The sequence below is a fragment of the Skermanella pratensis genome (genome assembly GCF_008843145.1).
GTDB classification, from domain to species: domain Bacteria; phylum Pseudomonadota; class Alphaproteobacteria; order Azospirillales; family Azospirillaceae; genus Skermanella; species Skermanella pratensis.
The window spans coordinates 5110077-5136707 of the sequence record NZ_CP030265.1 but is presented as its reverse complement, the minus strand read 5'-3'; the positions used below and the strand labels follow the sequence as shown (position 1 = coordinate 5136707).

Sequence of the window (26631 nt, the reverse complement as noted above, 5' to 3'; positions counted from 1 at the left end):
CGGACCGCGGAGCGCCGACGTCTGCCCCTGGGTCACGGGGCGACCCGGGAGATCACGGAGGCGTCGATCTGGCTGGCGGCGGTCAGCCTGGTGTCGGCGGCGCCGTTCTCGATGTTGAGCTGCATGACGGTGTCGAAGATCCCGTGCAGCCGGCCGGGCCGGTCCGGGGTGCCGATCAGGTCCTTGGCCTCGGCCAGCGGGGTGTAGGCCAGGCTGGTGTCGATGATCTCCTTCACCTCGTCCTCGCCGAGGTTGTAGTGGGGGGCCGCCAGCTCGATGAACTCCTCCGGGTTCGTCCTGTACAGGTCGATCGCCCGGTAGATGCCGGCCAGGAAGTTCCGGTACTTCGCCGGGTTCTTGCTGAGGTCGTCCTGGCGGGCGGTGATCACGTCGATGATGATCTCGCTGTCCACCGACGACAGCAGGACCTTGCCCTTGCGGTCCGGCAGGGCGGTGATGGCCTGGGACTGGAACGGCTGGTAGGTCCCGACCGCCGCGATCGAGCTGTCGGCGAACACGGCGATCGTGTCGGCGGTCGCGATCTCCAGGATCGACAGGTCGTCAAGGCTCATCCCTTCCTTCTTCAGGGCGAGCTGGAGCAGCAGGCGGGCCGGGATGTTGGGTTCGACCGCGATCTTCTTGCCGCGCAAGTCGGCCACCGTACCGATCGACCCGTCGGCGATGACCCCGTCGCCGCCGACCGACTTGTCGATCGTGCCGATGATGACGCCCGGCGTGGTCTCGTCCCGCGGGCGGCCCTGGTGCTCGCCAACGGTGCGCATGTCGACCTCGATGTCGCCGCGCATCATCGCCGCCATGACGTTGGCCCGGTCGTCCTCGAACTTCATGTCGACGGTCAGCCCGAGTTCCTTGAAGTAGCCTTTGTCGGAAGCCACGAACACGGGCGCGAAGCCGGGCCAGGTGGGTGACAGCACCCGGATCGTGTCGGCTGCCCATGCCGGTACCGAGAAGGTCGCGAGGACCAGGGCGGCGGCTGCAAGTCGGCTTGTGCGGAGCATCGGTGACCCTCGTCGCTGGAGTGCTTTCCAAGGATCATCGCGCAGGTTTACATCTATAAAAATCAGGTTTAATAGACGGATATATTGAAAATCATCGATGTGAAGGCGGCACCCGGACCATGAGACGCCTCGACAACATCGACCTGCGCCTTCTGCGCGTGTTCGTCACCCTGGCCGACTCCGGCGGCTTCGCCGATGCCCAGATCGTGCTGAACCTGTCGCAATCCACGCTCAGCACCCATCTGGCGGCGCTGGAACGGAAGCTGGGGGCTCCCCTGTGCGAGCGCGGGCGGCGCGGTTTCCGCCTGACCGAATTCGGGGAGGCGACCTACGACGCGGCCAGGCGGCTGTTCGTAGAGATCGATGCCTTCCAGTCGCGCATCGGGCGCGACCGGGGCAAGCTGATGGGGCAACTGCGCGTCGGCATCGTGGACGGCGTGGTGACCTCGCCGGAACTGGGCATCCAGACGGCGCTGAGCCGCTACTGCGAGTACGCTCCCGACGTCTTCGTGGACCTGCTGCTGGGAACGCCGACGGAACTGGAAGCCGCGGTCGCCGACGGCTCGCGCGACGTGGTGGTCGGCCCCATGTCGCAGAAAGTCCCCGGACTGACATACCAGCCCATATACCGCGAGCCCCACTCCCTCTATTGCGGCCGCAAGCACCGGCTCCACGACGTGCCGGACGACAGGATCGACCGCGCGGCGATCGAGGAGGCCCCCTTCGCGGTGCGCGGGTACCTGCATTTCGACGACCTCTACCGCGCCAACCATCCCCGCCCCTGCGGGACGGTCATGCACATGGAGGCGCAGGTCATGATGATCCTGTCCGGCCAGTTCATCGGCTTCCTGCCCTGCCACATCGGCGAGGACTGGATGAGGCGCGGACTGATGCGTCCCCTGAAGCCGAGGATCTACAACTTCGCCTCGACCCACTTCGTCGCGACCCGCAGCGCCGACGCGGGACGGACCCTGGTGCAGAGCTTCGTGCGGGAGATCAAGCGGCAGGCGGCGTCATCGGGAGCGATGGGGGATGCCGGCCCGGCGTGAGATTCTCGTAGGTCGGCCTCGGCCCGAAGGGACGACGCCGACATCGGGTCCGGAGCGCCGATGCAACGCGTCGGAGTTCGCCCCGTGGGCGAAGTCCGACCTACGCAGCCCGTCTTTATGGAACGATGATTGCATCGACCCCAGCCTGTACCTCGGCAGGAGAACAGGTTTGGCTTACCTACGGCATCCCAACTTGGATTGGGGGAAATCCCGGCTCCGATCGCTCGTCGCGGCCTTGCACCGGCTGCTGAGCGCCCGCGCCCAGGCGATGCATCCGGCGCTGTTCAAGTCACCGGGACCAGGGAAACGGCCGGGGAGGGCTCGCTGACCGGCTCCGGGGCGTGGAGGGTCGCCGCCCGCCTCGCGGCGATCTTGGCTTCCAGGGGGAGGTCGTAGGTCACGGTCGCCCCATAGGCGCCCGGTTCCTGGGGGTCGACGCGGACCTTGTCGAAGGCGAGCACGCGGGTCGCCAGGGTGAAGCCTTCCTTCAGGTCATGGGTGACCATGAAGATGCTCATCTTGTGCTTGTCCCACAGGCCGAGCAGCAGCTCGTACATCTGGCTCTTGGTGCCGGCGTCCAATGCTCCGAACGGCTCGTCCAGCAGCAGCACCTTGGGCTTCCTGATCAGCGCCTGGGAGATCGCCAGCCGCTGCTGCATGCCGCCGGACAGCTCGGCGGGGTACTTGTCCCGGTGGGCGGACAGTCCGACCGTGTCCAGGATCCCGGAAGCCTCCTCCTCGGCGGCGCGGCGCTCCCGGCCGAACAGTTTTCCCAGGAACTTCGACCGTTCGAACTCGCGCCCGATGATCACGTTCTGGAGCGCGGTCAGGTGCGGGAACACGGAGTAGCGCTGGAACACCACGCCCCGGTCCGGGCCGGGTTCAGCGACCAGCGGCCTGCCGTCCAGCTCGATGGTGCCGCGGGTCGGGCTTTCCTCGCCCAGCAGCATCCTCAGGAACGTGGTCTTGCCGCAGCCCGACGGGCCGACCAGGGCGCAGAACTCGCCCGACGCGATCTCCAGCGACACCCGCTCCAGCACCACCTGGCCGGGATATTCCTTCCACAGGTTCCTGACCGATATCCGGCTCATGACTGCCCCTTTCCGGCCTTCAGCCACGGGAAGAAGCGGGCGTTGACCCAGCGCAGCCCGGCGTCCGACAGGAAGGCCAGCAGCGTGATCCAGGCGACATAGGGCAGGATCGCGTCCATCGCCATGTAGCGGCGCACCAGGAATATCCTGTAGCCCAGCCCCTCCGTCGCGGCGATCGCCTCGGCCGAGATCAGGAACAGCCAGGCCGGCCCCAGGGACAGGCGCACCGCGTCGATCAGCCGGGGCAGCATCTGGGGCAGCACCACGCGGACCACGATCTGCCAGGTGGAGGCCCCCAGCGTCTCCGCCTTGATCAGTTGCTCGCGCGGCAGGTCGCCGACCTTCAGCGCCAGGTCGCGCACCAGGAACGGCGCCACGCCGAACACGATCAGCACCACCTTGGACAGCTCGTCCAGGCCGAAGACGATGAACAGGACCGGCAGCACCGCCATCGGCGGGATCATGGAGACCACGCCGACGAAGGGCGACAGGCCCGCCCGCACATAGGGTATCAACCCGATCGCCAGACCAAGGACCAGCGCCAGCGCGGTCGCCACGCCCAGCCCGAGGCCCAGCCGCTGAAGGCTGGCCAGCGTGTCCACCCACATCAGGTAGTCGCCGGTCCGCGCATCGGGGTTGAGCGCCAGCCGGCCGAGGGCCGCCGCGAAGCTTTCCAGCTGCGGCAGCAGCTTGTCGTTCGGGTTGGCCGCCAGCCGGGCGGACGAGGCCAGCGCGTAGGCGACGCCGGCCGCCAGGAACGGCAGCGCGCCCCACAGCACGATGCCGCCCCGGCCGGGACGCAGGTTGATGATCCGGCGCATGGGTCAGAGCTTCCCTTCCTGGGCCATCCTCATGTAATCGGCGTCGAAGCGCAGCTTGACGTTGCCGGCATCGCCCAGCACCGTCCCGCCGGGAAAACCGATCCCGACCGCATCGACCGTCCGGGCGCCCTCGCCCAGCAGCCCGTGGTCGAACGAGAAGGTGCGGACCAGGTCCATGCCCTTGACCAGCTCGGGGCTTGACGCGAACGCCACCGCCTCGGCCGGGGTGTAGAACATCCTCGTGGTGGCGAGCTGGGCCTTGTAGCCTTCCAGGTCGGTGCCGGCCGCGGTCGCCATGGCGGTCAGCGCCTCCGTGCCCTTCGCCCCGCCGTCCCGCATCAGCGCCAGCGTCTCGTACCAGGCGCCGACCAGCGCCTTGCCCAGCGACGGGTTGTCCTTCAGCGTCTCCGTGTTGACGATCATCAGGTCGATGATCTCGCCCGGGATCCTGCTGCTGTCGAACACCAGGGCGGCGCCCTCCGCCTTCCGCACTTCGCTGAGCTGCGGGTTCCAGGTCACCGTCGCCGTGACGTCGGAGGACACGAAGGCGGAGACGATGTCGGCATCGGCCGTATTGACCACCCGGATGTCCCGCTCCGACAATCCTGCGCTGTCCAGCGCCCGGGCGAGCAGGTAGTGGGACACCGACAGCTCCACCAGGTTGACGTCCTGGCCCTTGATCTCAGCGAGGCTCTTGCCGTCCTTCAGGACCACCCCGTCGTTGCCGTCGGAATAGTCGCCCGCGATCAGCGCGGTGGAGTCGACGCCGCCGGCGGCCGGGATGGTCAGCGCGTCCATGTTGGTCATGACGCAGCCGTCGAACGCCCCGGCGGTGTACTGGTTGATCGATTCCACATAGTCGTTGATCTGGACGATCTCGACCGAGATGCCGTACTTGTCGGCCCACTTCTTCATGATGCCGCTGTCGGCCGCGTAGCCCCACGGCATCCAGCCGGCATAGATCGACCAAGCGATCTTGAAGGACTTCTTCTCCGCCGCGACCGCCGGCGACTGCGCCGCGGTCATGGTGAGGGTCAGGGCGAGGCCCAGGACGACGAATGCCGATTTGAACAGGGTGCGCATGGGAAGGCTCCTCCGGGGTTGGTCAGCGGGTGGCAAGCCAGTTCCTCCAGCCGCCGTGATTGGTGATGTCCTGCGCTCCGACGGTCGCATGGGCCTCGCACAGGAAGCCCTGCACCCGGGCGCCGCAGGCCAGTTCCAGCGTGCCGATGGCGAGCGGCGGGGGCACCTCGGCGACGAAGCCGCCGAAACCGGCGGCGTCCAGCTCCCAGACCTCGACCTCGATCCCGCCGGGGGCGCCGGGGTCGCGCAGCAGGCCGGGCTTGGCCGGCGTGGTGCCGGGCAGGGCGAACAGCCTGTAGCCGGATGCCGTGCGGTCCGTCCGCACCAGCCGCGCGCCGCGCCCGGTAAGCTGGTGGTTGAGCGGCAGTCCGGACAGGTGGGCGCCGACCACGGCCAGCCGGACCATTCCCGACTCCGCCGCCTCCAGCGCCGGGCCGGCGACGGCATGCCCGGTGGCGCCGATCGTGGGGGCCTGCGCCCGGTGGAACCGGTCGGCCAGCAGCGCCAGCCTGCCGTCCTCGAAGGCGCGCCCGATCAGCGTGACGCCGAAGGGCAGCCCCGTGGAGCGGAACCCGGCCGGCACGGCGATCGCCGACAGGTCCATCAGGTTCACGAAGTTGGTGTAGTGGCCGAGCTGGCTGTTCAGCCGGATCGGGTCGGCCAGCATGTCCTCGATGGTGAAGGTGGTGCCGGTCGTGGGCAGCAGCATCACGTCCATGCGCTCCCACCAGCCCTCCGCCCGCCGGGTCAACTCGGCCAGCTTGTACTGCGCCTCGAAGGCATCGACGGCGCTGTAGCGGCCGCCGCCCAGGATGATCTCGCGGACCACGGGATGGATCGAATCGGGCCTGGTTTCCGCGAAGTCCCGGATCGCGGCCAGCCGCTCGGCCACCCACGGGCCGGCATAGAGCAGCTTCGCCGCTTCGACGAAGGGGGCGTAGTCGAACTCCACGCGGGTGCCGCCCAGGGCTTCCAGCCGGGCGACGGACGCGGCGAACAGCTCGGCGGCGCCCGCGTCGCCGAAGAACTCCAGCCCTTCGGGCGACGGCACGCCGAAGCGGAACCCCGGCGGCACCGATGCCGGAAGCGTCGCTCCCGCCGGAGCCCGCCGGGAGAACGGGTCCGCCGGGTCGAACCCCGCCGCCGCCCGGAGGACCGCCAGGGCATCCCCGCTGGAGCCGGCGAAGACCGACACGCAGTCCTGGGTCCGGCAGGCAGGCAGCACGCCCGCGGTGCTGACCAGCCCCTTGGTCGGCTTCAGCCCGATGATGTTGTTGAAGGCGGCAGGCACCCGGCCCGAGCCCGCCGTGTCGGTCCCCAGCGCGAAGCTGACCAGCCCCGCCCCGACCGCGACGCCCGACCCGGAGCTCGACCCGCCCGACACATGGGCCGGGTCGAACACGGACGAGCAGATGCCGTAGGGCGACCGGGTCCCGACCAGCCCGGTGGCGAACTGGTCCAGGTTGGTCTTGCCGATCAGGATGGCGCCCGCGGCCTGGAGCCGCTCCACCACGGTGGCGGAGCGCTCGGGTACGAAGGCGAAGTCGGGGCAGCCGGCGGTGGTCGGCACGCCGGCCACGTCGATATTGTCCTTGACCGCGAAGGGGATGCCGAACAGGGGCAGGTCCTCGCCCGCCTCCATCCTGGCCCGTGCCCGGCCGAGCCGGGCCAGCGCGTCGGCCTTGTCGAACAGGGTGATCCAGACGGGGCGGAGGCCCATCGCGCCGATCCGGGCATGGACGCCGTCCAGCACGGCCTCGGGTGTCAGGCTTCCATCGGCATAGGCTCGGGCAAGGACGGCGATTTCCAGGCTTTGGTCGGTCATGTCGGGTGCTTCGATGCTCATACGGGCGGGGTTCATGCGGCGGGAAGGAAGACGGCGAGCGGCTGGCCCAGCGAGACGGCCTGCCCCTCGGCGCACCGGATCTCGACCAGGGTGCCGTCGGCGGGGGCGGGGACCGCGATCTCCATCTTCATGGATTCGACGATGACCAGGACGTCGCCGGCCTTCACCGCCGTCCCGGCCGTTCCGGAGACCTTCCAGATGCTTCCCGAAACCGGGCTGGCTATGGCCTCGCCGCCGTCGGGCATGTCGGCATGCCCGGGAATGGGGCCGGAGTCGATCACCTCCGCCGCGACGGTCTGGCCCGACGCCTCCCACCGCGCGCGCTCGGCCTCGAAGGCGGCCTGCTGCCGGGCCTTGAAGGCCTCGATCGAGTCCCGGTTCTGCTCCAGGAAGCGCCGGTAGTCGCGCAGTCGGAAGGTCTCCTCGGTGATCCTCAGGGACGCCCGCCCCTGCAGGAAATCCGCCCGGAAGGCCAGCAGCTCCCCGTGGCTGACCGGGTGGAAGCGGATCTGGTCGAAGTGGCGCAGCAGCCAGGACTTGCCCGGCGGGAACTCGGCCGTGGTCCGGTAGGTGTTCCACATCTGGCAGGTGCGGCCGACGAACTGGTAGCCGCCCGGCCCCTCCATCCCGTAGACGCAGAGATAGGCGCCGCCGATGCCGACCGCGTTCTCCGGCGTCCAGGTGCGGGCGGGGTTGTACTTGGTGGTGACCAGCCGGTGGCGCGGATCGACCGGGGTCGCGACGGGAGCCCCGAGATAGACGTCGCCCAGTCCCATCACCAGGTAGCTGGCGCCGAACAGGATCTCCTTGACCGCCTCGACCCCGTCCAGCCCGTTGATCCGGCGGATGAACTCGATGTTGCTCGGGCACCACGGGGCATCCGCCCGGACCGACTGCATGTATTTGGAGATGGCGAGCCGGGTCGCCTCGTCGTCCCACGACAGGGGCAGGTGGACGATCCGGGTCGGAACCTCCAGGTCGTCGATCGCGGGAAGCTCCCGCTCCGCCGCGACCAGACGGTCCAGCAGGTCGGCGAGCGCCAGCACCCGGCTGTCATAGTGGATCTGGAGCGAGCGGATGCCCGGCGTCAGGTCCAGGATGCCGGCCAGCCCGAGCGCCGCCAGATGCTGCTGGAGGGCATGGACCCGGAACCGCAGGGTCAGGTCCAGCACCGGCGGCCCGTACTCCACCAGCAGGTAGCGGTCGCCCGACCGGCGATAGACCACGTCCTCCCCGCCCGGAACGGCGGGAAGCCGGTACAGCACCGCCTCGTCCGGCCCAGTACCCCGCCGGGGCGCCGGGGCGTCCCGGCCGGCCGGCCGAAGCGTCGCGATCGCGGCGTCCTGCGCGTCCTCCAGGGCGGCCGCCTCGGCCGCGGTCAGCCGGCGGAAGCGGACCTTGTCGCCCGGCCGGAGCTGGCCGATCTTCCACAGCTCGGCCTGCACGATGGTGGCCGGGCAGACGAAGCCGCCCAGGCTCGGCCCGTCCGGCCCCAGGATCACCGGCATGTCGCCGGTGAAGTCGACGGTGCCGACCGCATAGGCGTTGTCGTGGATGTTGGAGGGGTGCAGGCCCGCTTCCCCGCCGTCCTTCCGCGCCCAGTCCGGCTTGGGTCCGATCAGGCGCACGCCGGTACGGCTGGAGTTGTAATGGACCTCCCAGTCCGCGGCGAAGAAGGTCGCGATGTCGGTTTCGGTGAAGAAATCGGGCGCCCCATGGGGGCCGTACAGCACGCCTATCTCCCAGGCATGGCCGTAGTCCGGCACCAGGGCCGGATGGATCGCCCCGGTTTCCGCGGCCGCCTCCGTCCCCACATGGAGCACGTCGCCGGGCATCAGCGCCCGGCCGCCATGGCCGCCGAACTTGCCGAGCGTGAAGGTGGACCGGCTGCCCAGGTAGGTGGGAACGTCGATGCCGCCCCGGACCAGCAGATAGGCCCGGCACCCCGCGCCGGTCGCCGCCCCGATGCGGAGCGTCGAACCGGCCGGCGCGGCGACCGGCTCCCAGAACGGCACGGCGGCGCCGTCGAGGGTCGCCGGCATGGCGGCCCCGGCCAGGCAGACCAGCGCGTCCGTGTTGAACTTCAGCGTCGGCCCGGAAACCGTCAGTTCCAACCCGGCCGTTCCCTCCGGGTTGCCCAGCAGCCGGTTGCCCAGCCGGAAGGCCAGCGGGTCCATGGGACCGGACGGCGGCACGCCGACCTCCCAGTAGCCGACCCGGCCGGGATAGTCCTGCACGCTGGTCAGCGTGCCGGGTGTCACGACCTCGATGGAGCGCGCCCGGTAGGCCACGGTCTCCAGGTAGCGGGTGGTGAAGCCCCCTTCCGCGAACGCCGGGTCGGCGGCGAGCTGGCGCAGATAGCCCAGGTTGGTCTCGATCCCGTCGAGCCGGCAGGCATCGAGCGCCGCCCGCAGCTTCGCGATGGCCTCGGCGCGGTCGCCGCCGCGCACGATGATCTTGGCCAGCAGCGGATCGTAGAACGGCGTCACCTCGGTGCCGCGCCCGACCCAGGTCTCCACCCGGGCGTCCCCGGGGAATTCCGCGCGGGTCAGGATGCCCGCCGACGGGCGGAAGGCACGGCCGGGGTCCTCGGCATAGACCCGCACCTGGATGGAGGCGCCTTCGGCCCGCCGCGCGTGTTCAGCCAGCGGAAGCGCCTCCCCGGCCGCTTGGCGGATCATCCATTCCACCAGGTCGATGCCGGTCACCTCTTCCGTCACCCCGTGCTCGACCTGGAGCCGGGTGTTCACCTCCAGGAAATAGAACTCCCCGGCCTCCGCGTCGTGGATGAACTCGACGGTCCCGGCGGACCGGTAGCCGACCGCCGCGCCCAGCCGCTCCGCCGCGTCGAACAGGGCCTGGCGCTGCGCGTCGGAGAGATGGGGGGCGGGCGTCTCCTCGATCACCTTCTGGTTCCGCCGCTGGGCCGAGCAGTCCCGCTCGCCCAGGGCCACCACGGCGCCCCGGCCGTCGCCGAAGATCTGCACCTCGACGTGGCGCGCGTGCTCGACGAACTTCTCCAGGTAGACGCCGGATTCCTTGAAGTTGTTGCGCGACAGCCGCGACACCGCCTCGAACATACCGGCCAGCTCCGACGGCTCGCGGCAGAGCTGCATGCCGATGCCGCCGCCGCCGGCCGTGCTCTTGATCATCACGGGATAGCCGATGCGTGACGCCTCCTCCAGCGCCTCCCCGGCGTCGGTCAGCAGCCCGCTGCCGGGCGACAGGGGCACGCCGCTCTCCGCCGCCAGCCGGCGGGCGGTGTGCTTCAGGCCGAAGGCCCGCATCTGGTCCGGAGTCGGGCCGATGAAGGCGATGCCGGCCTCGGCGCAGGCCTCGGCGAAGCCGGGGTTCTCCGACAGGAAGCCGTAGCCGGGATGGATGGCTTGCGCGCCGGTCGCCCGGGCCGCCTCCAGGATGCGGCCGGCGTCGAGGTAGCTTTCCGACACCGCGGCCGGGCCGATGCAGACCGCCTCGCCCGCCATCGCCACGTGCAGGGAATGGGCGTCGGCTTCGGAATACACCGCGACCGAGGCGATCCCCATCCGGTCGAGCGTGCGGATGACGCGGCAGGCGATCTCGCCGCGGTTGGCGATCAGGACTTTGCTGAACATGATGATTATCCGTGCCGGGGCCGCCGTTATGCCGCCGCGTCCCAGACCACCACTTCGATCGGCGTCGGGTCGTAGGCGTTGCAGGGATTGTTGAGCTGCGGGCAGTTGGAGATCAGGACGATCACGTCCATGCAGGCCCGCATTTCCACATACTGGCCCGGCCCGCTGACGCCGTCGGCGAAGGTCAGCCCGCCCTCGGGCGTGACCGGCACGTTCATGAAGAAGTTGATGTTGTGGGTGATGTCCCGCTTGGTCAGCCCGAACTCCTCGTGCTCGGCCACAGCCAGCAGGTAGCTGTCGCGGCAGGCATGCATGCACTTCTTCTCCAGCGCGTAGCGGACGGTGTTGGATTCGGTCGAGCAGGCGCCGCCCAGCGTGTCGTGGCGGCCGACCGTGTCGGCGACGATCTCCAGCATGGGGTTGCCGGCCGTGGACATCAGCCGGGTGCCGACGCCGAGATAGACGTTGCGCTGTTCCCGGATGGTATCGACCGCGCTGTAGCGCTCGGCGGGGTCGGCGGCGCTGTAGAACAGGGTGTCGGCCGCCTGGTTGCCCTCCAGGTCGACGATGCGGAAGACCTGGCCGGCCTTGACCACGTGCATCCAGTAATCGCCGGCGGGGACGGTCTTGCGGTAGCCGGCGGTCTCGGGGGAGAGGGTGCTTTTCTTCGTCATTGTTCCAGGTCCCGGTTCCGGTCAGCCGCACAGGTGGTAGAGGTGGTTGTTCGCGAAGCCGCGCCCGTTCTCGGGCCGGCCGGTGCGGCAGGGGTCGTCCGCCGCCGCCGGGTCGCCGCGGTAGAGTTCGTACGCGACGGGCTTGCGCGGATACTCCGCCGCCGGGTTCATGGGGTGCGGGCAGGTGTGGAACAGCACCAGCGTGTCCATGTCGAACCGCAGGTCCACGCGGGCTCCCGCGCGGGTGCTCTCCGGGTCGAAGACCAGCGTGCCGTCCCGCTCGGTGCGGACCTTGCTGAACCAGTTGACGTTGGCCGCCAGGTCGCGCCGGCCGAGGCCGTACTTGGCCCCCTCGACCAGGAAGCTGTCATGGCCGTTCTGGGTCCAGCCGTTGCGGTATTCCTGGTAGCTCCTGCGGCCCCAGCGCTCCGCCACCATGGACTTCGTCGAATTGCCGCAGACGGTGTCGTGCCAGCCGGCGGTGTCCTCGACGATGGAGCAGAAGACCCGCCCCATGTCCGAATAGAGGCAGTGGCCGGCGGTCAGCTTGAAGGTGTGCTGGCACTTCAGCGTGTCGGGCGCGTTGTAGCGCTCCAGCAGGTTTGCCGGATTGTAGAACAGCATGCCCACGTTGGCGCCGCCCTCGCGGTCGATCAGGCGCAGGACCGTGCCGCGCCGGAGCGTGAAGGACCAGTGTTTGCCGCCATCGATTTCGTCTTGATACAACAGGTCGGAGCGAACGGTCGCCATGGCCACACCTCAGGCATAGGAGGAGTGCCGGGCAATGGGACGTCCCATCGGAGCAACATCCTCCGTGTTTGAGACCTCCCGGGCTTTTGTCCCGCCGTGTGCCCGTCCGCTGTTCACCGGACGGGTCGCTGCTCTCGGACCAGTAACACCGGATCGGGTTCTTGAACCCGTTCCGGCCGGAACCCTAGCTGCTGGAAACGGAGCTTGTGCAAGCGCGATGCCAAGCCACGAATACCCGGAAATGCGGTGTTCCGCGACGGGGCGCGGCCGGCATGGGAAGGATTCTGCCCAAACAGGCACCACGGCTGGCAAAGTTTTGGGCAGTCGACTGCCGGGGCGTCCGAAGTCGCTTGATTCCGCCTGATTCTCCGTGGCAGTAGCGGCCCAAAGAATCGGCTTCCCGGATATCGGACATTTCTCCAGTGATCGAACTTCGACAGGTCAGCCACCGGTTCGGCGACCATCAGGTTCTGCGCGACGTGTCGCTGACCCTGACGGAACGGCGGGTCGCCGTGGTCGGCGCGAACGGGTCGGGCAAGAGCACCTTCGCCCGCCTGCTGAACGGGCTGGTGGTGCCGGACGAGGGGGCGGTTCTGGTGGACGGCCTGGACACCCGGAAGGACGGCAAGGCCGTCCGCCGCAAGGTGGGGTTCGTGTTCCAGGACCCGGATACCCAGATCGTCTATCCCACGGTGGAGGAGGACATCGCCTTCGGCCTGAAGAACCTGAAGCTGGACCGCGCCGAGATCGCCCGAAGGGTCTCCGACGTGCTCGACCGCTACGGCCTGGCCGAGCACAGGAGCCGTCCTGCGCACCTGCTCAGCGGCGGGCAGAAGCAGCTCCTGGCGATCTGCTCGGTCCTGGTGATGGAGCCGGCCTATGTCGTGTTCGACGAGCCGACGACGCTGCTCGACCTGCGCAACAAGCGCATGATCATGGAGATCGTGGCAGGATTGCCCCAGTCCGCCGTCTTCATCTCCCACGACCTGGACCTGCTCGGCGCGTTCGACCGGGTGCTGGTCTTCGACGGCGGCCGGATCGTCGCCGACGACCGGCCTTCCGCCGCCATTTCCCGCTACGTCGAGCTGATGGCCTGATGCTGGGCCTCCATATCCCTCGGGAATCGCCGCTCCACGCCCTGGCGCCGGGCGCCAAGATGCTGGCGCTGACCCTGGCGGCGGTGGGCCTGATCTGGGTGGCCGATCCCCGGATCCTCGGCATCCTCCAGGCCGCTGCCCTGGGGCTGTTCGCCCTGGCGCGCCTGCCGCCCGGCGAGGTCGCGGCCCAGCTACGCCCGGTGCTGCTGCTGGGGCTGTTCTTCTTCGCGGTCCACGCGCTGCTGGTGGGCTGGGAGAGCGGGCTGGTCACCGTGCTCCGCTTCACCATCCTGATCTCGCTGGCGGTGCTGATCACCCTGACGACCCGGGTCTCGGACATGGTCGAGGCCCTGGAAAGGGGGCTCCGGCCCTTGCGCCGGGTGGGCGTCAATCCCGCCAAGGTCGGCCTGATGATCTCGCTGGCCATCCGCTTCGTGCCGCTGCTGATCGACCTCGTCCGCGAGATCCAGGCGGCCCAGCGGTCGCGCGGCCTGGAGCGGAGCGTCACCGCCGTGGCGGTGCCGCTGATCGTCAAGACCCTGCGCATGGCCAGCGTGCTGACCGACGCGATCGAGGCCCGCGGCTACGATCCCGATTGAGTTTCGCCCGCCGCCGGGCCATTGCTCTCCCGCTCCGCGCCAAACCTTCCAGAAAGTACCGGACCAGAATGACATGCTGACCACCCGCGACATGGTCCATATCGCCCTGTTCGCCGCCATCATGGCGGCCCTGGGCCTGATGCCGCCGATCCCCGTCGGGTTCATCCCCGTGCCGATCACCGCCCAGTCAATGGGCGTCATGCTCGCGGGCTCCATCCTGGGGGCCAGGCGCGGCGGCCTCGCGATCCTGCTGTTCCTGGCGCTGGTGGCCGTGGGCCTGCCGCTGCTGTCGGGAGGGCGCGGCGGCCTGGGCGTGTTCTTCGGCCCGACCGCCGGCTTCCTGCTGTCCTGGCCGGTCGGCGCCTTCGCGGTCGGCTGGCTGACCGAACGCTTCCGCGCCCGCCTGACCTTCGCCCGCCTGCTGGCCGCCTGCGCCGCCGGGGGCATCTTCGTGGTCTATGCGATCGGCATCGTCGGCGTCAGCCTGATCGCCGGCCTGCCGCTGTTCCAGGCCGCCGCCGGCTCGATGGTCTTCATCCCCGGCGACCTGGTCAAGGCGGTCGTCGCCGCCTTCGTCGCCCACACGGTCAACCGGAGCTACCCGGTCATCCGGGGCTGAAAGCTCAAGCGGCGCAGGTCGGCCGCGCGGCCGGCGCCGCGGCGCCGTCGAACAGGTCGGGGAAACGCTGCTCCAGCTCGGGCAGGGAGGTCAGGATCTCCCGCAGGTGGCGCCGCATCGCGGCCTCGGCCCCGTCGGGATCGCGGGCCTCGATCGCGTCGACGATAGCCTCGTGCTGGTGGATCAGCCGGTCGAGCGGCGTCGCGTGGGGCAGGCTCAGGTAGCGCACCCGGTCCATCTGGGCCTTGGTCTCCTCGACGACGCGCCACGCGTATTCGCACCCGATCCCCAGCGCGATGGTCCGGTGGAACGCCTCGTCCAGGTCGAGGAAGCGTTCGGGCGTGCTGTCCTCCGCGGCGGAGCGCTGGGCGCGCAGGTTGGCGCGCAGCTCCCCGACGACGGCGGCCGGCAGCTCCTCGCCGGCCTTGCGGGCGACCGCCACCTCGACCGCTTCCCGGACGAAGCGCGCGTCGATCACCTGCTTCACCGAGATCTTGACCACGAAGGTGCCGCGCTGCGGACGGATGGTCACCAGGCCCGACTCGCCGAGCTTGATGAAGGCCTCGCGGACCGGCTGGCGGCTGACGCCCAGCTGGCTGGCGACCTCCTGCTCCGACAGCGGCTGGCCGGGGCTGAATTGCATCGTGACGATGGCTTGGCGCAAGGCCTGGAAGACGCGCTTCGCCACCGGCTCGGCCGAGTCCGATTCGATCCTGCTGAGCATTGCCGTCCTTTGTCCCCTCTCGACCATCTCGCGCCGGGCGAATGGTGCTGCCCATCCTGCGCCGTAGCAAGGGCATTGCCAATACCATTCTTGTATACTACCATACCAGTGACGATCAAGAACGCCTCTGCAACACGGGCAAGCCCTCTAGGGAGGAGACATGAGCTTCATTACCCGCACGTGGCGCGCCGCCACGCTCGGCATGGCCCTGGCCACCATGGCCGGCAGCGCCTTCGCCGCCGACTACACCCTCAGCGTCAACACCGCCCTGGCGCAGCAGGACCCGCTGTACAAGGGCCTGGAGGAATTCAAGCGGAACGTCGAGCAGCGGACCGACGGCAAGATCTCCGTCCGCCTGTTCCCGGGGTCTCAGCTCGGCAAGGACGAGGACGTGCTGGAACAGGCTCGCGCCGGGGCCGGCGTCGCCGTGGTCGTCGACGGCGGCCGGCTCGCCGTCTTCACCAAGGAGTTCGGCGTTCTCGGCGGGCCGTACCTGGCGCAGGGCTTCGAAGGCGTGCGCAAGGTCGTCACCTCCCCTCTGTTCGAGCAGTGGGTCGAGAAGCTGCGCAAGGCTTCGGGACACCAGGTGCTGTCGTTCAACTGGTGGCAGGGCGAACGCCACGTGCTGACCAACAAGCCGGTCGCCACGCCGGCCGACCTGAGCGGCGTCCGCATGCGCACGCCGGGCGCCCCGGTGTGGATGGAGACGATCCGCGCGATGGGCGCCACCCCGACGCCGATGGGCTGGTCGGAGGTCTATACCGCGCTCCAGCAGAAGGTGATCGACGGGGTCGAGGCCCAGCACCCGGCCAGCTACGGTTCCCGGCTGTACGAGGTGACCAGCCACGTCACCAAGACCGGCCACATCAACCTGATCACCGGAATCGTCACCAGCGCCGCCTGGTTCGACAAGCTGCCGGCCGAGTACCGCCAGGTCCTGCGCGAGGAATCGACCAAGGCGGGCGACAACGCGTCCCGCGCGACCCAGGCATCGCTGGCCGATTACGAGAGGCAGATGAAGGAGCAGGGCATGACGATCGCGGAGATCGACGTCGCCCCGTTCCGCGAGGCCACCAAGCCGGTCTACGACAAGCTGGGCTATACCGAGCTCCACCAGGAAATCGAGAAGATCCTCCAGAACTGACGCGCCCGCCGTAAAGGGTTCCGCCGTCAAGGACACCGTCGCGATCGAAGGACCGCCGTCATGACATCCTGGCTGATCAAGGGGGAGGGGCTGCTGGCAACGCTCCTCCTCGCGATCATCGTGCTTCTCGTCTTCGCCGCCGGCGTCATGCGCTGGTTCGGCCATCCCCTGGTCTGGTCGGTGGACCTGGCGCAGCTCCTGTTCGTCTGGGTCAGTTTCCTCGGCGCCGACATGGCGCTGAGGAAGCGCGCCCATATCGGCATCGACTATCTGGTCAAGCGCCTGCCCGCGACGGCCCGGGCGGTGCTCGACCTGGTGCTGGGGGCCGTGGTGCTTGGCTTCCTGCTGACCATGGTCGTCATGGGCTACGAGCTGACCATGCTGAACCTGGAGCGTCAGTTCGGCGACAGCGGGATCAGCTACGCCTTCGTGACGGGCGCGGTGCCGGCCGGGTGCCTGCTGCTGGCCGTCACCTTGGCAGGCCAGATGGTCCGGACCGCGCGTGGCCTGCGCACCCGGCCTGAACCCGTCTTCGCCGCCCCATCCGCTATCCATGCCGAGGAGGTCGTTCCGTGACCCTGCTCGCCGTCACCTTCTTCGTCCTGATGGGGCTCGGCCTGCCGATCGCCTTCGCCATCGGGATCGCCGGATTCTCGTTCTTCGCGACCAGCGAGATCATGCCGATGTCGATCGGCGTGCAGCAGGTCGCGACCGCGTCCCAGAGCTTCCCGCTGCTGGCGGTGCCGTTCTTCGTGCTGGCCGGCCACATGATGAACCGGACCGGCATCACCACCCGGCTGATCGCCTGCTCCAGCGTGCTGGTGTCGTGGATGTCGGGGGGACTGGCCCAGGTCTGCATCGTGCTGTCCACCCTGATGGGCGGCGTTTCCGGGTCGGCGGTGGCCGACGCGGCGATGGAGGCGCGCATCCTCGGCCCCAGCCTGATCGCGCGGGGCTATTCCAAGGGCTTCACCTGCGCCACGATCGCGGTGGGCTCGCTGATCACGGCGACCATCCCGCCGAGCCTGGGGCTGATCCTGTACGGCTTCGTCGGCAACGTTTCGGTCGGCCGGCTTTTCCTGGCCGGCGTCATCCCCGGGCTGCTGATGATGGCCGGGCTGATGGTCACCGTGTGGCTGATCGCGCGCCGGCGCGGTTACCGCGCCGAACTGACCGAGCGGCCGACCCTGCGGTCGGTCTGGGCGGCGGTCGCCGACGCCAAGTGGGCGCTGCTGTTCCCGGTGGCGCTGCTGGTCGCGATCCGCGGCGGGTTGTTCACCCCGTCGGAGGTCGGCGCCTTCGCGGTGATCTATGCCGCGATCGTCGGGTTCCTGCTGCACCGGGAGCTGACCTGGGCCGGCGTGGTGGAGTCCCTGTACGAGGCCGTGGTGGACACCGGGCTGATCATGCTGATCATCCTGTTCTCCGGCATGGTCGGGTACGCCATCATCTTCGAGCAGGCGCCGCAGAGCATCGCCGAGGCGATGACCGGGCTGACGCGCGAGCCGATCCTGGTGGTGGCGCTGGTGCTGTTCTTCCTGTTCGTCGCCGGGCTGTTCATCGAGAGCACGGTGCTGGTGCTGCTGCTGACGCCGATCTTCCTGCCGATCGTGACGCCGCTGGGCGTCGATCCCGTGCATTTCGGCATCCTCATGATGACCATCGTCACGCTGGGATCGATGACGCCGCCGGTGGGGGTCGCGATGTACACCGTATGCAGCCTGCTGGACTGCCCGGTGGAGGAATACGTGGTCGAATCGCTGCCCTTCATCTTCACGATCCTGCTGCTGGTCGCGGTCCTCACCTTGTGGCCCGGACTGGTCCTGTTCCTGCCGAACGCCCTGATGTGAGAGCGCCATGCTGCATGAAGACCGACTGTTCCCGGCCGATCCCGGCACGCGGGCGATCGCCCGTCGCCTCTATGCCGAGGTCCGGGACCTGCCCATCGTCAGCCCGCACGGCCATACCGACCCGGCCTGGTTCGCCCTGGACGAGGCGTTCCCCGATCCCGCCCGCTTGCTGGTGGTGCCGGACCACTACCTGCTGCGCATGCTGTACAGCCAGGGCATCCCGCTGGAGAGCCTGGGCGTGAGTCCGCTGGGCGGGGGAGCGGCCGGAACAGGCCCGGTCGAAGCCGACCCGCGGCGGATCTGGCGCACGGTGGCCGAGCACTGGCACCTGTACCGGGGCACGCCGACCCGGCTGTGGTGGGAATACTCGCTGGAGCGCGTATTCGGGGTGACGGAGCGGCTGTCGGCGGCCACCGCCGACGCGATCTACGACCGGATCGCCGACTGCCTGGCGAAACCGGAATTCCGGCCGCGCGCCCTGTTCGAGCGGTTCAACATCGAGGTGCTGGCCACGACCGAGTCGCCGCTGGACACGCTGGAGCACCACAAGGCGCTCCGGTCGTCGGGGTGGCGGGGACGGGTGGTGACGACGTTCCGGCCCGACCCCGTGGTCGATCCGGACACCCCGGGCTTCCTCGCCAACCTGGAGGCGCTGGGCAGGATCACCGGCGAGGACACCCTTGGCTGGAAGGGCTACCTGTCCGCCCTGGCGCGGCGGCGGCGCGACTTCATGGCGTGCGGGGCGACCGCGACCGACCACGGCCACCCGACGGCAATCACCGCGGACCTGCCCCCGGACCAGGCGGCGGCGCTGTTCGAGACCATCGTCTCCGGCCGGTCCACCCCGGCCCACGCCGAGCTGTTCCGCGGTCAGATGCTGACGGAGATGGCCCGCATGAGCCTGGAGGACGGGCTGGTCATGCAGATCCATGCCGGCGTCCACCGCGGCCACAATGACTGGATGCGCCGCACCTTCGGGCCGAACCTGGGCGACGACATCCCGGTGCGGGGCGAGTTCGTCTCCGCGCTGAAGCCGCTGCTCGACCGGTTCGGCAACGAGCGGGACCTCACGGTCATCCTGTTCACGCTGGACGAGACGGTCTATGCGCGCGAGCTGGCGCCGCTCGCCGGGCACTATCCCGTCCTGCGGCTCGGCCCGGCCTGGTGGTTCCACGACAGCCCGGAAGGGATGCGCCGCTACCGCGAGCAGACCACGGAGACGGCGGGCTTTTACAACACGGTGGGCTTCAACGACGACACAAGGGCCTTCCCGTCGATCCCGGCCCGTCACGACGTCGCCCGCCGGGTCGATTGCGCCTATCTGGCCGGACTGGTGGCCGAGCACCGGCTGGACGAGGACGAGGCGCGGGAGGTGGCGGTCGACCTGGCTTACCGCTTGGCGAAAAGGGCCTACCGGCTGTGAGGCTGGCCGCTCCCGGGAAGGGCTTGCGAATCCCGCCGCCAAGGCTTATCTAGAGGGTAGCGTTGCAGAGCGGCCTTCGGGCCGTTCGAGACTGCGATCATATAAGACCTGGCGGACGGGGGCTGCAATGCCCCCCGCCTCCACCAAAAGACCTCGTGATGAGCGGGGCATGGCCTGCGGGCCATCAGGCCAAACCTCTGCGGAGTGAGGGCTTGTCCTATGGGGGCGAATTAGGATCGACGTGGGTGAATAAGGGTCGTTTAGACGTTGGGTGAGGTACGCCCGCTGATCCCCTCGGGGAGAGGCTCGTCCGACAACTTGTGAATGTCGCAAATGACAACCACAATGCTCAGGATCTCCGCGTAGCTGCCTAACGGTGGCCGTGGTGAAACTAGGCGGGGCTGGAATGGCCTAGCAACAGAATATTCCCAGGAAGGGCGGGGGCAACCCCGCCCTTTTTGCGTGCGGGCGAGGGGAAGCGACCGCATCGATGCGGCGGCCTGGCTCACCTGAAACCCTTGACTGATCTGCCATCCCACTGCTAATCCTGCGTCGAAAGTGGTATTTTGCATGTGAAGTTTTGGGGAAGAGCGCGACCGATGAAGTTGGCCGACATCAAGAAGAGCAACAGCCAATTCATCCGCGAACTGCAAGCCGCCAGAGTGGTCGCGTCTTCGGAAGTCCATGTCAATTCGGGTGTCCGCACGGCAGCCGACATATCGGCCATCATCAACAACCGCATAACCGAAAAGCCGGACTGGGAGCCTCTTTACCAGTACGCGATGCAATTCGATTGATGCGGGACCCGGACCTTTTGCCGCTGGACGTTCAGGACAATCTGGCGGTCCTGTTCTGTGAAGCCGTCTCTTCCATAGCGGAGGAGAACGGGTTGCCCGACACTCTGATCGACGTTTCAAGCAGCGAGCTGTCCCTTGCGTTGAGTGAGGCTCGCAAGGATCTCATTATCATGGTTACGCGCCGCGTCGCCCTGACGTCCAAGTCTGGCGGGCCGGATAGGTTCGACGGGCTTTCGATCGGAAAGCTGGCTGGAATACTCGTATTCCGGCTTTCACGGTATCGCATCGTCCATGTGAATACATCGGGCATGGAACCGACGGACGTGAGGGCGATGAAACTGTCCAGCAAGCTCCAGGAGTTGGCGGCGCTCAGGTTCGCATCCGAAACGATCCTCAAGGTTCGTCCACTGGTCTGGCATCCCGAGTTGCTTTATGTCCTGTCACGACGCCACATCAATCAGGAGATGCTTGGCGTAACCTTCGACGTCATTGCAACCCATTGCCCGAAATTGACTACGGCGTCTCCCCTGGACATGCCTCCATTCGACAAATTCTATAGGCCTGCTTCCTGAGACGGAGTTCGGTCGGGCTCGGCCCTGGGGGAAAGAGCCGTGATCCCGAAGCGTCGGTCAAGTATCCTAAGCCACCATACGCGCATGAGGGATTTCCCTATTGCCTACTGCCCTGACCGCGTGGGCGGGAACAGTCACGACGGAGATGGTTTCGCCCGTCAGCGTGGCAAATTCGACTTCATAACCAGCTCCACCAGCATGGACCATCACGATGCAGCCCACATCACCGGCTTGCAGTCCTTCCTCGGGAAGGTCCTTGGTCAAGACGACGGGGTCGAGTTCCTTGATCATCGCTGACCTCCACGTGCCGGATAGGCTGTCACCAGCCTGGGGATGATAGTACTTCTCGCGACGAACCAAACCACTTTAATCTGCGGATTTCTTCCATCGGGCGTAAGCAACGGCCCTTTAACGATGTACTTGGTACCGAACTCCGATGAGGCTGCCGATATGCAGTTACTGGTACTCAGGTGGAGGAGCAATGCGTCGCTGAAGATGCTCGATGAGTCGGCTTGAAAGCCAAAGCTACGGAAGTAGGCAGATTTGTTGCGCTCTGTCAGGTGGTTTTCGGATAGCAGGTATTCTTTGATCTTGCTCTCCTCGACCACGGCTAGATGCGAGTTCGGCACAGTGTTCATGGCGTGCGCTCGGCACCTGCAATCTCGATCAGAGAGCCTTACTCCTGCATTCGGACCAACCGTCGAGTCAAAGCCTTTCGCGCTTCCCCCCTCAAGCCGCGACCATATAGCTTTCCGCCACCCGCTCCATCGGCATGGGCCTGATCCGGGACGCCTGGCCGGCGCTGCCGAACGCCTCGAACCGGGCGCGGCAGAGGTCGCTGGCGGCGGTCAGGGCGGCGGCGAAGAATTTGCGGGGGTCGAACTCGTCGGGCTTCTGGGCCAGCAGGCGGCGGACGGCGCCGGTCATGGCGAGGCGGATGTCGGTGTCGATGTTGACCTTGCGCACGCCGTAGCGGATGCCCTTCTGGATCTCCTCGACCGGCACGCCGTAGGTCTCCCTGATCTCGCCGCCATGCTCGCGGATGATGTCGAGCCATTCCTGCGGCACGGAGGAGGAGCCGTGCATCACCAGGTGGGTGTTGGGCAGGCGGGCGTGGATCTCCCGGATGCGGTCGATCGCCAGGATATCGCCGGTCGGGCGGCGGGAGAACTTGTAGGCGCCGTGGCTGGTGCCGATCGCGATGGCGAGCGCGTCCACGCCGGTGGCCTCGACGAACTCCGCGGCTTGGTCGGGGTCGGTCAGGAGCTGGTCGTGGTCCAGCGTCCCCTCGGCGCCGGAACCGTCCTCCTCCCCGGCCTGGCCGGTCTCCAGGGAGCCCAGGCAGCCCAGCTCGCCCTCGACCGAGACGCCGACCGGATGGGCCATCTCCACCACCTGCCGGGTCACGCGGACATTGTACTCGAAGCTGGCCGGCGTCTTCATGTCCTCCATCAGCGAGCCGTCCATCATGACGCTGGTGAAGCCGGAGCGGATCGAGCGCTGGCACACCGCCGGGCTGGCGCCGTGGTCCTGGTGAAGCACGATCGGAATGTGCGGCCAGGTCTCGACCGCGGCCTCCACCATATGGCGCAGGAAGGCTTCGCCCGTGTATTTGCGGGCCCCCGCCGAGGCCTGGAGGATCACCGGGCTGTCGCAGGCGTCGGCCGCCAGCATGATCGCGCGGATCTGCTCCATGTTGTTGATGTTGAAGGCGGGCAGGCCGTAGCCGTGCTCGGCGGCGTGGTCCAGCAGCTGGCGCATGGAGACGAGAGCCATGGTTTCCTCCGGGGGATTCTTCGGTTTTCGTTCTATCGGAGCAGCGCGCGGGCGGTTTCGGCGACCCGCTCGGGCGTCAGCCCGAAGAAGGGGAACAGCGCCTCCGCCGGGGCGGATTCGCCGAAGCGGTCTATGCCGACAACGGCGCCGTCCAGCCCGACATATTTCCACCAGCCGTCGGTCCGGCCGGCCTCGACCGCGAGGCGGGGGACGCCGGTTCCCAGCACGGCCTTCCGGTAGGCGGCGTCCTGGCGGTCGAACACCGTGGTGGACGGCATCGACACGACCCGCGCCGCGATGCCGTCGGCCGCCAGCAGGTCGCGCGCGGCCATGGCGAGGGGAACCTCGGAGCCGGTCGCGATCAGGACCAGTTCCGGCGATCCTGCGTCGGGTTCCGCCAGCACGTAGCCGCCGCGCGCCGCGGCCCCGCCCCGTTCGGCGCCGCCCGGCTGGGCGGGCAGGTTCTGGCGGGAGAGCAGGAGGCTGGTCGGGCCGTCGCGCCGCTCCACGGCCGCGCGCCAGGCGGCGGCGGTCTCCAGCGCGTCGCATGGGCGCCAGACATCCATGCCGGGGATCAGCCGAAGGCTGGCGGCGTGCTCGATGGGCTGGTGGGTCGGGCCGTCCTCGCCCAGGCCGATGCTGTCATGGGTGAACACCTGGATGGTGCCGAGCCCCATCAGCGCCGACAGGCGGAGCGCGTTCCTGGAATAGTCGGAGAACACCAGGAAGGTGCCGCCGAACGGGATGTAGCCGCCATGCAGGGCGATGCCGTTGACGATGGCGGTCATGCCGAACTCGCGCACGCCGTAATGGATGTAGTTGCCGCCGCCGGTGCCCGCCACCGTCCGGCAGGCCGGCCAGTTCGTCAGGTTGGAGCCGGTCAGGTCGGCGGAGCCGCCGAGCAGTTCGGGCAGCAGCGGGGCCAGCGCCTCTATCGCGCGCTGGGACGATTTGCGGGTCGCGGCGGTCTGGGCCGCTTCCGCCGTGGCGGTGACGAAGGATTCCGCACGCTCGGCGAAGCCGTCCGGCAGCCGGCCGGCGATGCGGCGGGTGAACTCGGTGGCGAGGTCGGGATGCTCTGCGGCATAGGCGTCGAATCGCCGCTGCCAGTCCTGCTGAAGTTTGGCGCCGCGCGGGCGGGCGTCCCAGGCGTCGCGGATTTCGGCGGGGATTTCGAAGGCGGGATGGGGCCAGCCGAGCGCCTGTCGGGTGGCTTCGGTCTCGTCGGCTCCCAGGGGAGCCCCGTGGACATCGTGGGTGCCCGCCTTCTTCGGGGCGCCCCAGCCGATCACCGTCTTGCAGCAGACCAGGACGGGCTTGCCGCCGGGGGCCAAGGCCCGGGCGAAGGCGTCGTCCAGGGCCGCGGGATCGTGGCCGTCCACGTCGCGGATCACGCGCCAGCCGTAGGACTCGAACCGGGCCGGGGTATCGTCGGTGAACCAGCCCTGGACATGCCCGTCGATCGAGATGCCGTTGTCGTCGTAGAAGACGATCAGCTTCTCCAGCCCCAGCGTGCCGGCCAGGGAGCAGGCCTCGTGGGAGATGCCCTCCATCAGGCAGCCGTCGCCGACGAAGACGAAGGTGCGGTGGTCGACGACGGCGTGGCCGGGACGGTTGAACTCGTCGGCGAGCAGCCGTTCTGCCAGCGCCATGCCGACCGCGTTGCAGATGCCCTGGCCGAGCGGGCCGGTGGTGGTCTCGACGCCGGGCGTGATTCCCCATTCCGGATGGCCGGGGGTGCGGGAGTGGAGCTGGCGGAAATTCTTCAGCTCGTCCAGATCAAGGTCGTAGCCGGTCAGGTGCAGCAACCCGTAGAGCAGCATGGAGCCGTGGCCGTTGGACAGAACGAAGCGGTCGCGGTCGGGCCAGCGCGGGTCGGCGGGATTGTGGCGGAGGTGACGGTTCCACAGGGTCTCCGCGATGTCGGCCATGCCCATGGGCATGCCGGGATGGCCGGACTTGGCCTTCTCCACCGCGTCGATCGCGAGCATGCGCAGCGCGTTCGCCAGGATGCGTCGGTCGGTCGCCGGGGCCTGGGCCTCGACGGTCAGCGTCTCTGTCATCGCGTTTCCTCCGCGGGCGTTTTTATGATTGCCCTTTTCAGTGGGCCTTCTTCTTGCGGTCCATCAGCTGCCACATCAGCGGCGTGATGATGAGCTGCATGGCGAGCGCCATCTTGCCGCCGGGGCAGACGATGGTGTTGGGTCGGGACATGAAGCTGTCCTTCAGCATCGACAGCAGGTAGGGGAAGTCGATGCCCCGCGGGTTGCGGAACCGGATCACCAGCATGCTCTCGTCGGCGCTGGGGATGTCGCGGGCGATGAACGGGTTGGACGTGTCCACCGTCGGCACGCGCTGGAAGTTGATGTCGGTCAGCGAGAACTGCGGGCAGATATAGTTCACGTAGTCCGGCATCCGCCGCAGGATCGTGTCGACGATCGCTTCCTGGCTGTGCCCGCGCGAGATCTTGTCCCGGTGGAGCTTCTGTATCCATTCCAGGTTGATGATCGGCACGACGCCGATCAGCAGGTCGGCATGGCGGGCGGCATCGACCGTCCCGGTTTTGACGGCCCCGTGCAACCCCTCGTAGAACAGCAGGTCGGTCGGCTCAGGCAGGGGCTCCCACGGGGTGAAGGTGCCGGGCTCCTGGCCGTAGGGCGCCGCCTCCTCCGCGTTGTGCAGGTATTTGCGCGTCGTCCCGGCGCCGGTCTCGCCGTAGTGCTGGAACAGCGCCTCGATCTCTTCGAACAGGTTCGCCTCGGGGCCGAAATGGCTGAAGCTGGTCAGCCCCTGGCGCTGGGCATCGGCCAGGCGTAGGCGCATCTCGGCGCGGTCGTAGCGGTGATAGGCGTCGCCTTCGATGATCGCGGCGGAGATCTGCTCCCGGCGGAAGATCTGCTGGAAGGTGTGCCGGACCGTGGTGGTGCCGGCGCCCGACGATCCGGTGATGGCGATGATGGGATGCTTGACGGACATGGGGTCACACTCCTCCGGCAGCACCGGCCGGCATGCGGAACAGCGAGCGCTTGTTGAACAGGGGCGAGTCGAACACCGCGTCCTCGCCGCGGTCGTGGGCCTCGTGGTAGCGGACGATGCGCTCGACCTCGGATTTCGATCCCAGGATCAGCGGCACCCGCTGGTGCAGCGCCGTCGGCACCATGTCGAGGATGCGCTCGCGGCCGGTGGAGGCGGCACCCCCCGCCTGTTCCAGGATCATCGCCATGGGGTTCGCCTCGTAGAGGAGGCGCAGGCGGCCGGGCTTGGAAGCGTCGCGGGTGTCCCACGGATACATGAACAGCCCGCCGCGGATCAGGATGCGGTAGACCTCGGCGACCAGCGAGGCGATCCAGCGCATGTTGAAGTCTTTGCCCCTGGGTCCCGTCTGGCCCCGGATGCACTCCTCCACGTAGCGCTGGACAGGTGGTTCCCAGTAGCGCTCGTTGGACATGTTGATCGCGAATTCGCCGGTCTCCTCCGGCACGCGCATGTCGGGATGGGTCAGGTTGAAGTTGCCGATCTCGCGGTCCAGCGTGAAGCCGTGGACGCCCGCGCCCAGCGTCACCACGATCATGGTGGTCGGGCCGTAGAGCGCGAAGCCAGCCGCCACTTGCTCGGTGCCGGGCCGCAGGAAGTCGGCCTCGGTCGGATCGGCATCCCCCTCCGGTGCCCGCAGGATCGAGAAGATGGTGCCGACCGTCACGTTGACGTCGATGTTGGAGGAGCCGTCGAGCGGGTCGAACACCAGCAGGTGGCGGCCCTTCCGGTGTGGCGGCGGAACCGTGCAGGGCTCGGCCATCTCCTCCGACGCCATGCCGCAGACCTTGCCGCCCCAGCTGCAGGTGTCGAGCATGATCTCGTTGGCGGTCAAGTCGAGGGGCTTCTGCTCCTCGTCGTGGACGTTGATCCCGGGAGCGGTCCGGTGCTTGTGGAGCGGCCCGCGCGACACGGTGATCCCGATCAGCTTGCAGGCGGTCTGGACATCGTTCAGCAGCGCGGTCAGCTCGGCGTCCGGACCGCCGCGTCGGCGCTGGTCCTCGATGATGAACTTCGCGAACGTCATGCTGCGATGCGGCATCTGACTTC

25 protein-coding genes, 1 other RNA gene and 1 riboswitch are annotated in these 26631 nt (G+C 68.3%); of the genes, 11 read left to right on the top strand and 15 right to left on the bottom strand.

The features are described from left to right. Nucleotides 1-32: 32 nt before the first annotated feature. Nucleotides 33-1019: an ABC transporter substrate-binding protein gene (locus tag DPR14_RS23635; RefSeq protein WP_158047332.1), complete on the bottom strand. Its 987-nt coding sequence runs from the start codon at nt 1017-1019 to the stop codon at nt 33-35. 119 nt (nt 1020-1138) lie between these two features. Between DPR14_RS23635 and DPR14_RS23630 the strand changes: the two genes are divergently transcribed. After that, nucleotides 1139-2068, top strand: a complete 930-nt coding sequence (locus tag DPR14_RS23630) for a LysR family transcriptional regulator (protein ID WP_158047331.1) — start codon at nt 1139-1141, stop codon at nt 2066-2068. Nucleotides 2069-2352: 284 nt separating this feature from the next. Here the strand turns inward: DPR14_RS23630 and DPR14_RS23625 are convergent, their stop codons facing one another. Genes DPR14_RS23625 through DPR14_RS23595 form a run of 7 tightly spaced genes read right to left on the bottom strand, consistent with a single transcriptional unit; the run spans nt 2353 to nt 11947 of the window. Beyond that, nucleotides 2353-3159: an ABC transporter ATP-binding protein gene (locus tag DPR14_RS23625; protein ID WP_158047330.1), complete on the bottom strand. Its 807-nt coding sequence runs from the start codon at nt 3157-3159 to the stop codon at nt 2353-2355. Further along, a complete protein-coding gene (locus DPR14_RS23620) occupies nt 3156-3980 on the bottom strand; it encodes an ABC transporter permease (protein WP_158047329.1) in 825 nt (274 codons plus the stop codon). The genes DPR14_RS23625 and DPR14_RS23620 overlap by 4 nt, the downstream gene beginning before the upstream one ends. Before the next feature lie 3 nt (nt 3981-3983). Beyond that, complete coding sequence (locus tag DPR14_RS23615) at nt 3984-5063, bottom strand: putative urea ABC transporter substrate-binding protein (protein ID WP_158047328.1); 1080 nt, start codon at nt 5061-5063, stop codon at nt 3984-3986. 22 nt (nt 5064-5085) lie between these two features. Next, entirely contained in the window at nt 5086-6888 is a 1803-nt protein-coding gene (gene atzF / locus DPR14_RS23610) for an allophanate hydrolase (RefSeq protein ID WP_158047327.1), read from the bottom strand. Between the two features lie 32 nt (nt 6889-6920). Then, entirely contained in the window at nt 6921-10523 is a 3603-nt protein-coding gene (gene uca / locus DPR14_RS23605) for an urea carboxylase (protein ID WP_158047326.1), read from the bottom strand. 26 nt (nt 10524-10549) lie between these two features. Next, nucleotides 10550-11197 (bottom strand): urea amidolyase associated protein UAAP2, encoded by a 648-nt coding sequence (locus DPR14_RS23600; RefSeq protein ID WP_158047325.1) that lies wholly within the window; start codon nt 11195-11197, stop codon nt 10550-10552. Nucleotides 11198-11218: 21 nt separating this feature from the next. Beyond that, on the bottom strand, nt 11219-11947 hold the full coding sequence (locus tag DPR14_RS23595; RefSeq protein ID WP_158047324.1) for an urea amidolyase associated protein UAAP1: 729 nt from the start codon (nt 11945-11947) through the stop codon (nt 11219-11221). 73 nt (nt 11948-12020) lie between these two features. Further along, nucleotides 12021-12146, bottom strand: a riboswitch (guanidine-I (ykkC/yxkD leader). A gap of 223 nt (nt 12147-12369) precedes the next feature. Here DPR14_RS23595 and DPR14_RS23590 point away from each other — a divergent pair. The 3 genes from DPR14_RS23590 (at nt 12370) to DPR14_RS23580 (ending at nt 14262) form a co-directional block, all read left to right on the top strand. Then, nucleotides 12370-13044: an energy-coupling factor ABC transporter ATP-binding protein gene (locus DPR14_RS23590; RefSeq protein WP_158047323.1), complete on the top strand. Its 675-nt coding sequence runs from the start codon at nt 12370-12372 to the stop codon at nt 13042-13044. Further along, entirely contained in the window at nt 13044-13643 is a 600-nt protein-coding gene (locus DPR14_RS23585) for an energy-coupling factor transporter transmembrane component T family protein (protein ID WP_192499129.1), read from the top strand. Before DPR14_RS23590 ends, DPR14_RS23585 begins: the two co-directional genes overlap by 1 nt. A 73-nt stretch (nt 13644-13716) precedes the next feature. After that, nucleotides 13717-14262 (top strand): biotin transporter BioY, encoded by a 546-nt coding sequence (locus DPR14_RS23580; protein WP_158047322.1) that lies wholly within the window; start codon nt 13717-13719, stop codon nt 14260-14262. Between the two features lie 4 nt (nt 14263-14266). Here DPR14_RS23580 and DPR14_RS23575 read toward each other — a convergent pair whose 3' ends face one another. Further along, a complete protein-coding gene (locus DPR14_RS23575) occupies nt 14267-14986 on the bottom strand; it encodes a GntR family transcriptional regulator (RefSeq protein WP_158047321.1) in 720 nt (239 codons plus the stop codon). A gap of 160 nt (nt 14987-15146) precedes the next feature. Between DPR14_RS23575 and DPR14_RS23570 the strand changes: the two genes are divergently transcribed. The 7 genes from DPR14_RS23570 to DPR14_RS23540 all read left to right on the top strand — a co-directional run bounded on the left by DPR14_RS23570 (nt 15147) and on the right by DPR14_RS23540 (nt 20772). Next, nucleotides 15147-16130, top strand: coding sequence for a C4-dicarboxylate TRAP transporter substrate-binding protein (locus tag DPR14_RS23570; RefSeq protein ID WP_158047320.1), 984 nt, complete (start codon nt 15147-15149; stop codon nt 16128-16130). Nucleotides 16131-16190: 60 nt separating this feature from the next. Beyond that, nucleotides 16191-16706 carry a TRAP transporter small permease gene (locus tag DPR14_RS23565; protein ID WP_158047319.1) on the top strand — a complete coding sequence of 172 codons (516 nt, stop codon included), beginning with the start codon at nt 16191-16193 and terminating at the stop codon, nt 16704-16706. Then, the gene (locus DPR14_RS23560) at nt 16703-17980 is read left to right on the top strand and encodes a TRAP transporter large permease (protein WP_158047318.1); all 1278 of its coding nucleotides are present in this window, start codon (nt 16703-16705) and stop codon (nt 17978-17980) included. Before DPR14_RS23565 ends, DPR14_RS23560 begins: the two co-directional genes overlap by 4 nt. A 7-nt stretch (nt 17981-17987) precedes the next feature. Further along, on the top strand, nt 17988-19403 hold the full coding sequence (uxaC, locus tag DPR14_RS23555) for a glucuronate isomerase (RefSeq protein WP_158047317.1): 1416 nt from the start codon (nt 17988-17990) through the stop codon (nt 19401-19403). Nucleotides 19404-19444: 41 nt separating this feature from the next. Beyond that, nucleotides 19445-19835, top strand: a transfer-messenger RNA (tmRNA) gene (gene ssrA, locus DPR14_RS23550). Nucleotides 19836-20002: 167 nt separating this feature from the next. Further along, nucleotides 20003-20200 carry a hypothetical protein gene (locus DPR14_RS23545; RefSeq protein ID WP_158047316.1) on the top strand — a complete coding sequence of 66 codons (198 nt, stop codon included), beginning with the start codon at nt 20003-20005 and terminating at the stop codon, nt 20198-20200. After that, on the top strand, nt 20200-20772 hold the full coding sequence (locus DPR14_RS23540; RefSeq protein ID WP_158047315.1) for a hypothetical protein: 573 nt from the start codon (nt 20200-20202) through the stop codon (nt 20770-20772). Before DPR14_RS23545 ends, DPR14_RS23540 begins: the two co-directional genes overlap by 1 nt. Nucleotides 20773-20838: 66 nt before the next feature. Here the strand turns inward: DPR14_RS23540 and DPR14_RS23535 are convergent, their stop codons facing one another. From DPR14_RS23535 to DPR14_RS23510, 6 genes are all read right to left on the bottom strand, one after another. Next, entirely contained in the window at nt 20839-21063 is a 225-nt protein-coding gene (locus tag DPR14_RS23535) for a DUF4926 domain-containing protein (protein ID WP_158047314.1), read from the bottom strand. Beyond that, the gene (locus tag DPR14_RS23530; RefSeq protein WP_158047313.1) at nt 21060-21410 is read right to left on the bottom strand and encodes a DUF6883 domain-containing protein; all 351 of its coding nucleotides are present in this window, start codon (nt 21408-21410) and stop codon (nt 21060-21062) included. The genes DPR14_RS23535 and DPR14_RS23530 overlap by 4 nt, the downstream gene beginning before the upstream one ends. Nucleotides 21411-21501: 91 nt before the next feature. Beyond that, nucleotides 21502-22548: a class II fructose-bisphosphate aldolase gene (gene fba, locus DPR14_RS23525; protein ID WP_158047312.1), complete on the bottom strand. Its 1047-nt coding sequence runs from the start codon at nt 22546-22548 to the stop codon at nt 21502-21504. Between the two features lie 32 nt (nt 22549-22580). Beyond that, complete coding sequence (tkt, locus tag DPR14_RS23520) at nt 22581-24611, bottom strand: transketolase (protein WP_158047311.1); 2031 nt, start codon at nt 24609-24611, stop codon at nt 22581-22583. Nucleotides 24612-24648: 37 nt separating this feature from the next. Continuing rightward, nucleotides 24649-25524, bottom strand: a complete 876-nt coding sequence (locus DPR14_RS23515) for a phosphoribulokinase (protein ID WP_158047310.1) — start codon at nt 25522-25524, stop codon at nt 24649-24651. Nucleotides 25525-25528: 4 nt separating this feature from the next. Beyond that, entirely contained in the window at nt 25529-26623 is a 1095-nt protein-coding gene (locus tag DPR14_RS23510) for a class 1 fructose-bisphosphatase (RefSeq protein WP_158047309.1), read from the bottom strand. Nucleotides 26624-26631 lie beyond the last annotated feature (8 nt).

Coding starts and splice junctions, on each gene's coding strand:
- DPR14_RS23635 (WP_158047332.1), bottom strand. CDS start 1,019: ATGCTCCGCACAAGCCGACTTGCAGCCGCCGCCCTGGTCCTCGCGACC.
- DPR14_RS23630 (WP_158047331.1), top strand. CDS start 1,139: ATGAGACGCCTCGACAACATCGACCTGCGCCTTCTGCGCGTGTTCGTC.
- DPR14_RS23625 (WP_158047330.1), bottom strand. CDS start 3,159: ATGAGCCGGATATCGGTCAGGAACCTGTGGAAGGAATATCCCGGCCAG.
- DPR14_RS23620 (WP_158047329.1), bottom strand. CDS start 3,980: ATGCGCCGGATCATCAACCTGCGTCCCGGCCGGGGCGGCATCGTGCTG.
- DPR14_RS23615 (WP_158047328.1), bottom strand. CDS start 5,063: ATGCGCACCCTGTTCAAATCGGCATTCGTCGTCCTGGGCCTCGCCCTG.
- atzF (WP_158047327.1), bottom strand. CDS start 6,888: ATGACCGACCAAAGCCTGGAAATCGCCGTCCTTGCCCGAGCCTATGCC.
- uca (WP_158047326.1), bottom strand. CDS start 10,523: ATGTTCAGCAAAGTCCTGATCGCCAACCGCGGCGAGATCGCCTGCCGC.
- DPR14_RS23600 (WP_158047325.1), bottom strand. CDS start 11,197: ATGACGAAGAAAAGCACCCTCTCCCCCGAGACCGCCGGCTACCGCAAG.
- DPR14_RS23595 (WP_158047324.1), bottom strand. CDS start 11,947: ATGGCGACCGTTCGCTCCGACCTGTTGTATCAAGACGAAATCGATGGC.
- DPR14_RS23585 (WP_192499129.1), top strand. CDS start 13,044: ATGCTGGGCCTCCATATCCCTCGGGAATCGCCGCTCCACGCCCTGGCG.
- DPR14_RS23580 (WP_158047322.1), top strand. CDS start 13,717: ATGCTGACCACCCGCGACATGGTCCATATCGCCCTGTTCGCCGCCATC.
- DPR14_RS23575 (WP_158047321.1), bottom strand. CDS start 14,986: ATGCTCAGCAGGATCGAATCGGACTCGGCCGAGCCGGTGGCGAAGCGC.
- DPR14_RS23570 (WP_158047320.1), top strand. CDS start 15,147: ATGAGCTTCATTACCCGCACGTGGCGCGCCGCCACGCTCGGCATGGCC.
- DPR14_RS23565 (WP_158047319.1), top strand. CDS start 16,191: ATGACATCCTGGCTGATCAAGGGGGAGGGGCTGCTGGCAACGCTCCTC.
- uxaC (WP_158047317.1), top strand. CDS start 17,988: ATGCTGCATGAAGACCGACTGTTCCCGGCCGATCCCGGCACGCGGGCG.
- DPR14_RS23545 (WP_158047316.1), top strand. CDS start 20,003: ATGAAGTTGGCCGACATCAAGAAGAGCAACAGCCAATTCATCCGCGAA.
- DPR14_RS23540 (WP_158047315.1), top strand. CDS start 20,200: ATGCGGGACCCGGACCTTTTGCCGCTGGACGTTCAGGACAATCTGGCG.
- DPR14_RS23535 (WP_158047314.1), bottom strand. CDS start 21,063: ATGATCAAGGAACTCGACCCCGTCGTCTTGACCAAGGACCTTCCCGAG.
- DPR14_RS23530 (WP_158047313.1), bottom strand. CDS start 21,410: ATGAACACTGTGCCGAACTCGCATCTAGCCGTGGTCGAGGAGAGCAAG.
- fba (WP_158047312.1), bottom strand. CDS start 22,548: ATGGCTCTCGTCTCCATGCGCCAGCTGCTGGACCACGCCGCCGAGCAC.
- tkt (WP_158047311.1), bottom strand. CDS start 24,611: ATGACAGAGACGCTGACCGTCGAGGCCCAGGCCCCGGCGACCGACCGA.
- DPR14_RS23515 (WP_158047310.1), bottom strand. CDS start 25,524: ATGTCCGTCAAGCATCCCATCATCGCCATCACCGGATCGTCGGGCGCC.
- DPR14_RS23510 (WP_158047309.1), bottom strand. CDS start 26,623: ATGCCGCATCGCAGCATGACGTTCGCGAAGTTCATCATCGAGGACCAG.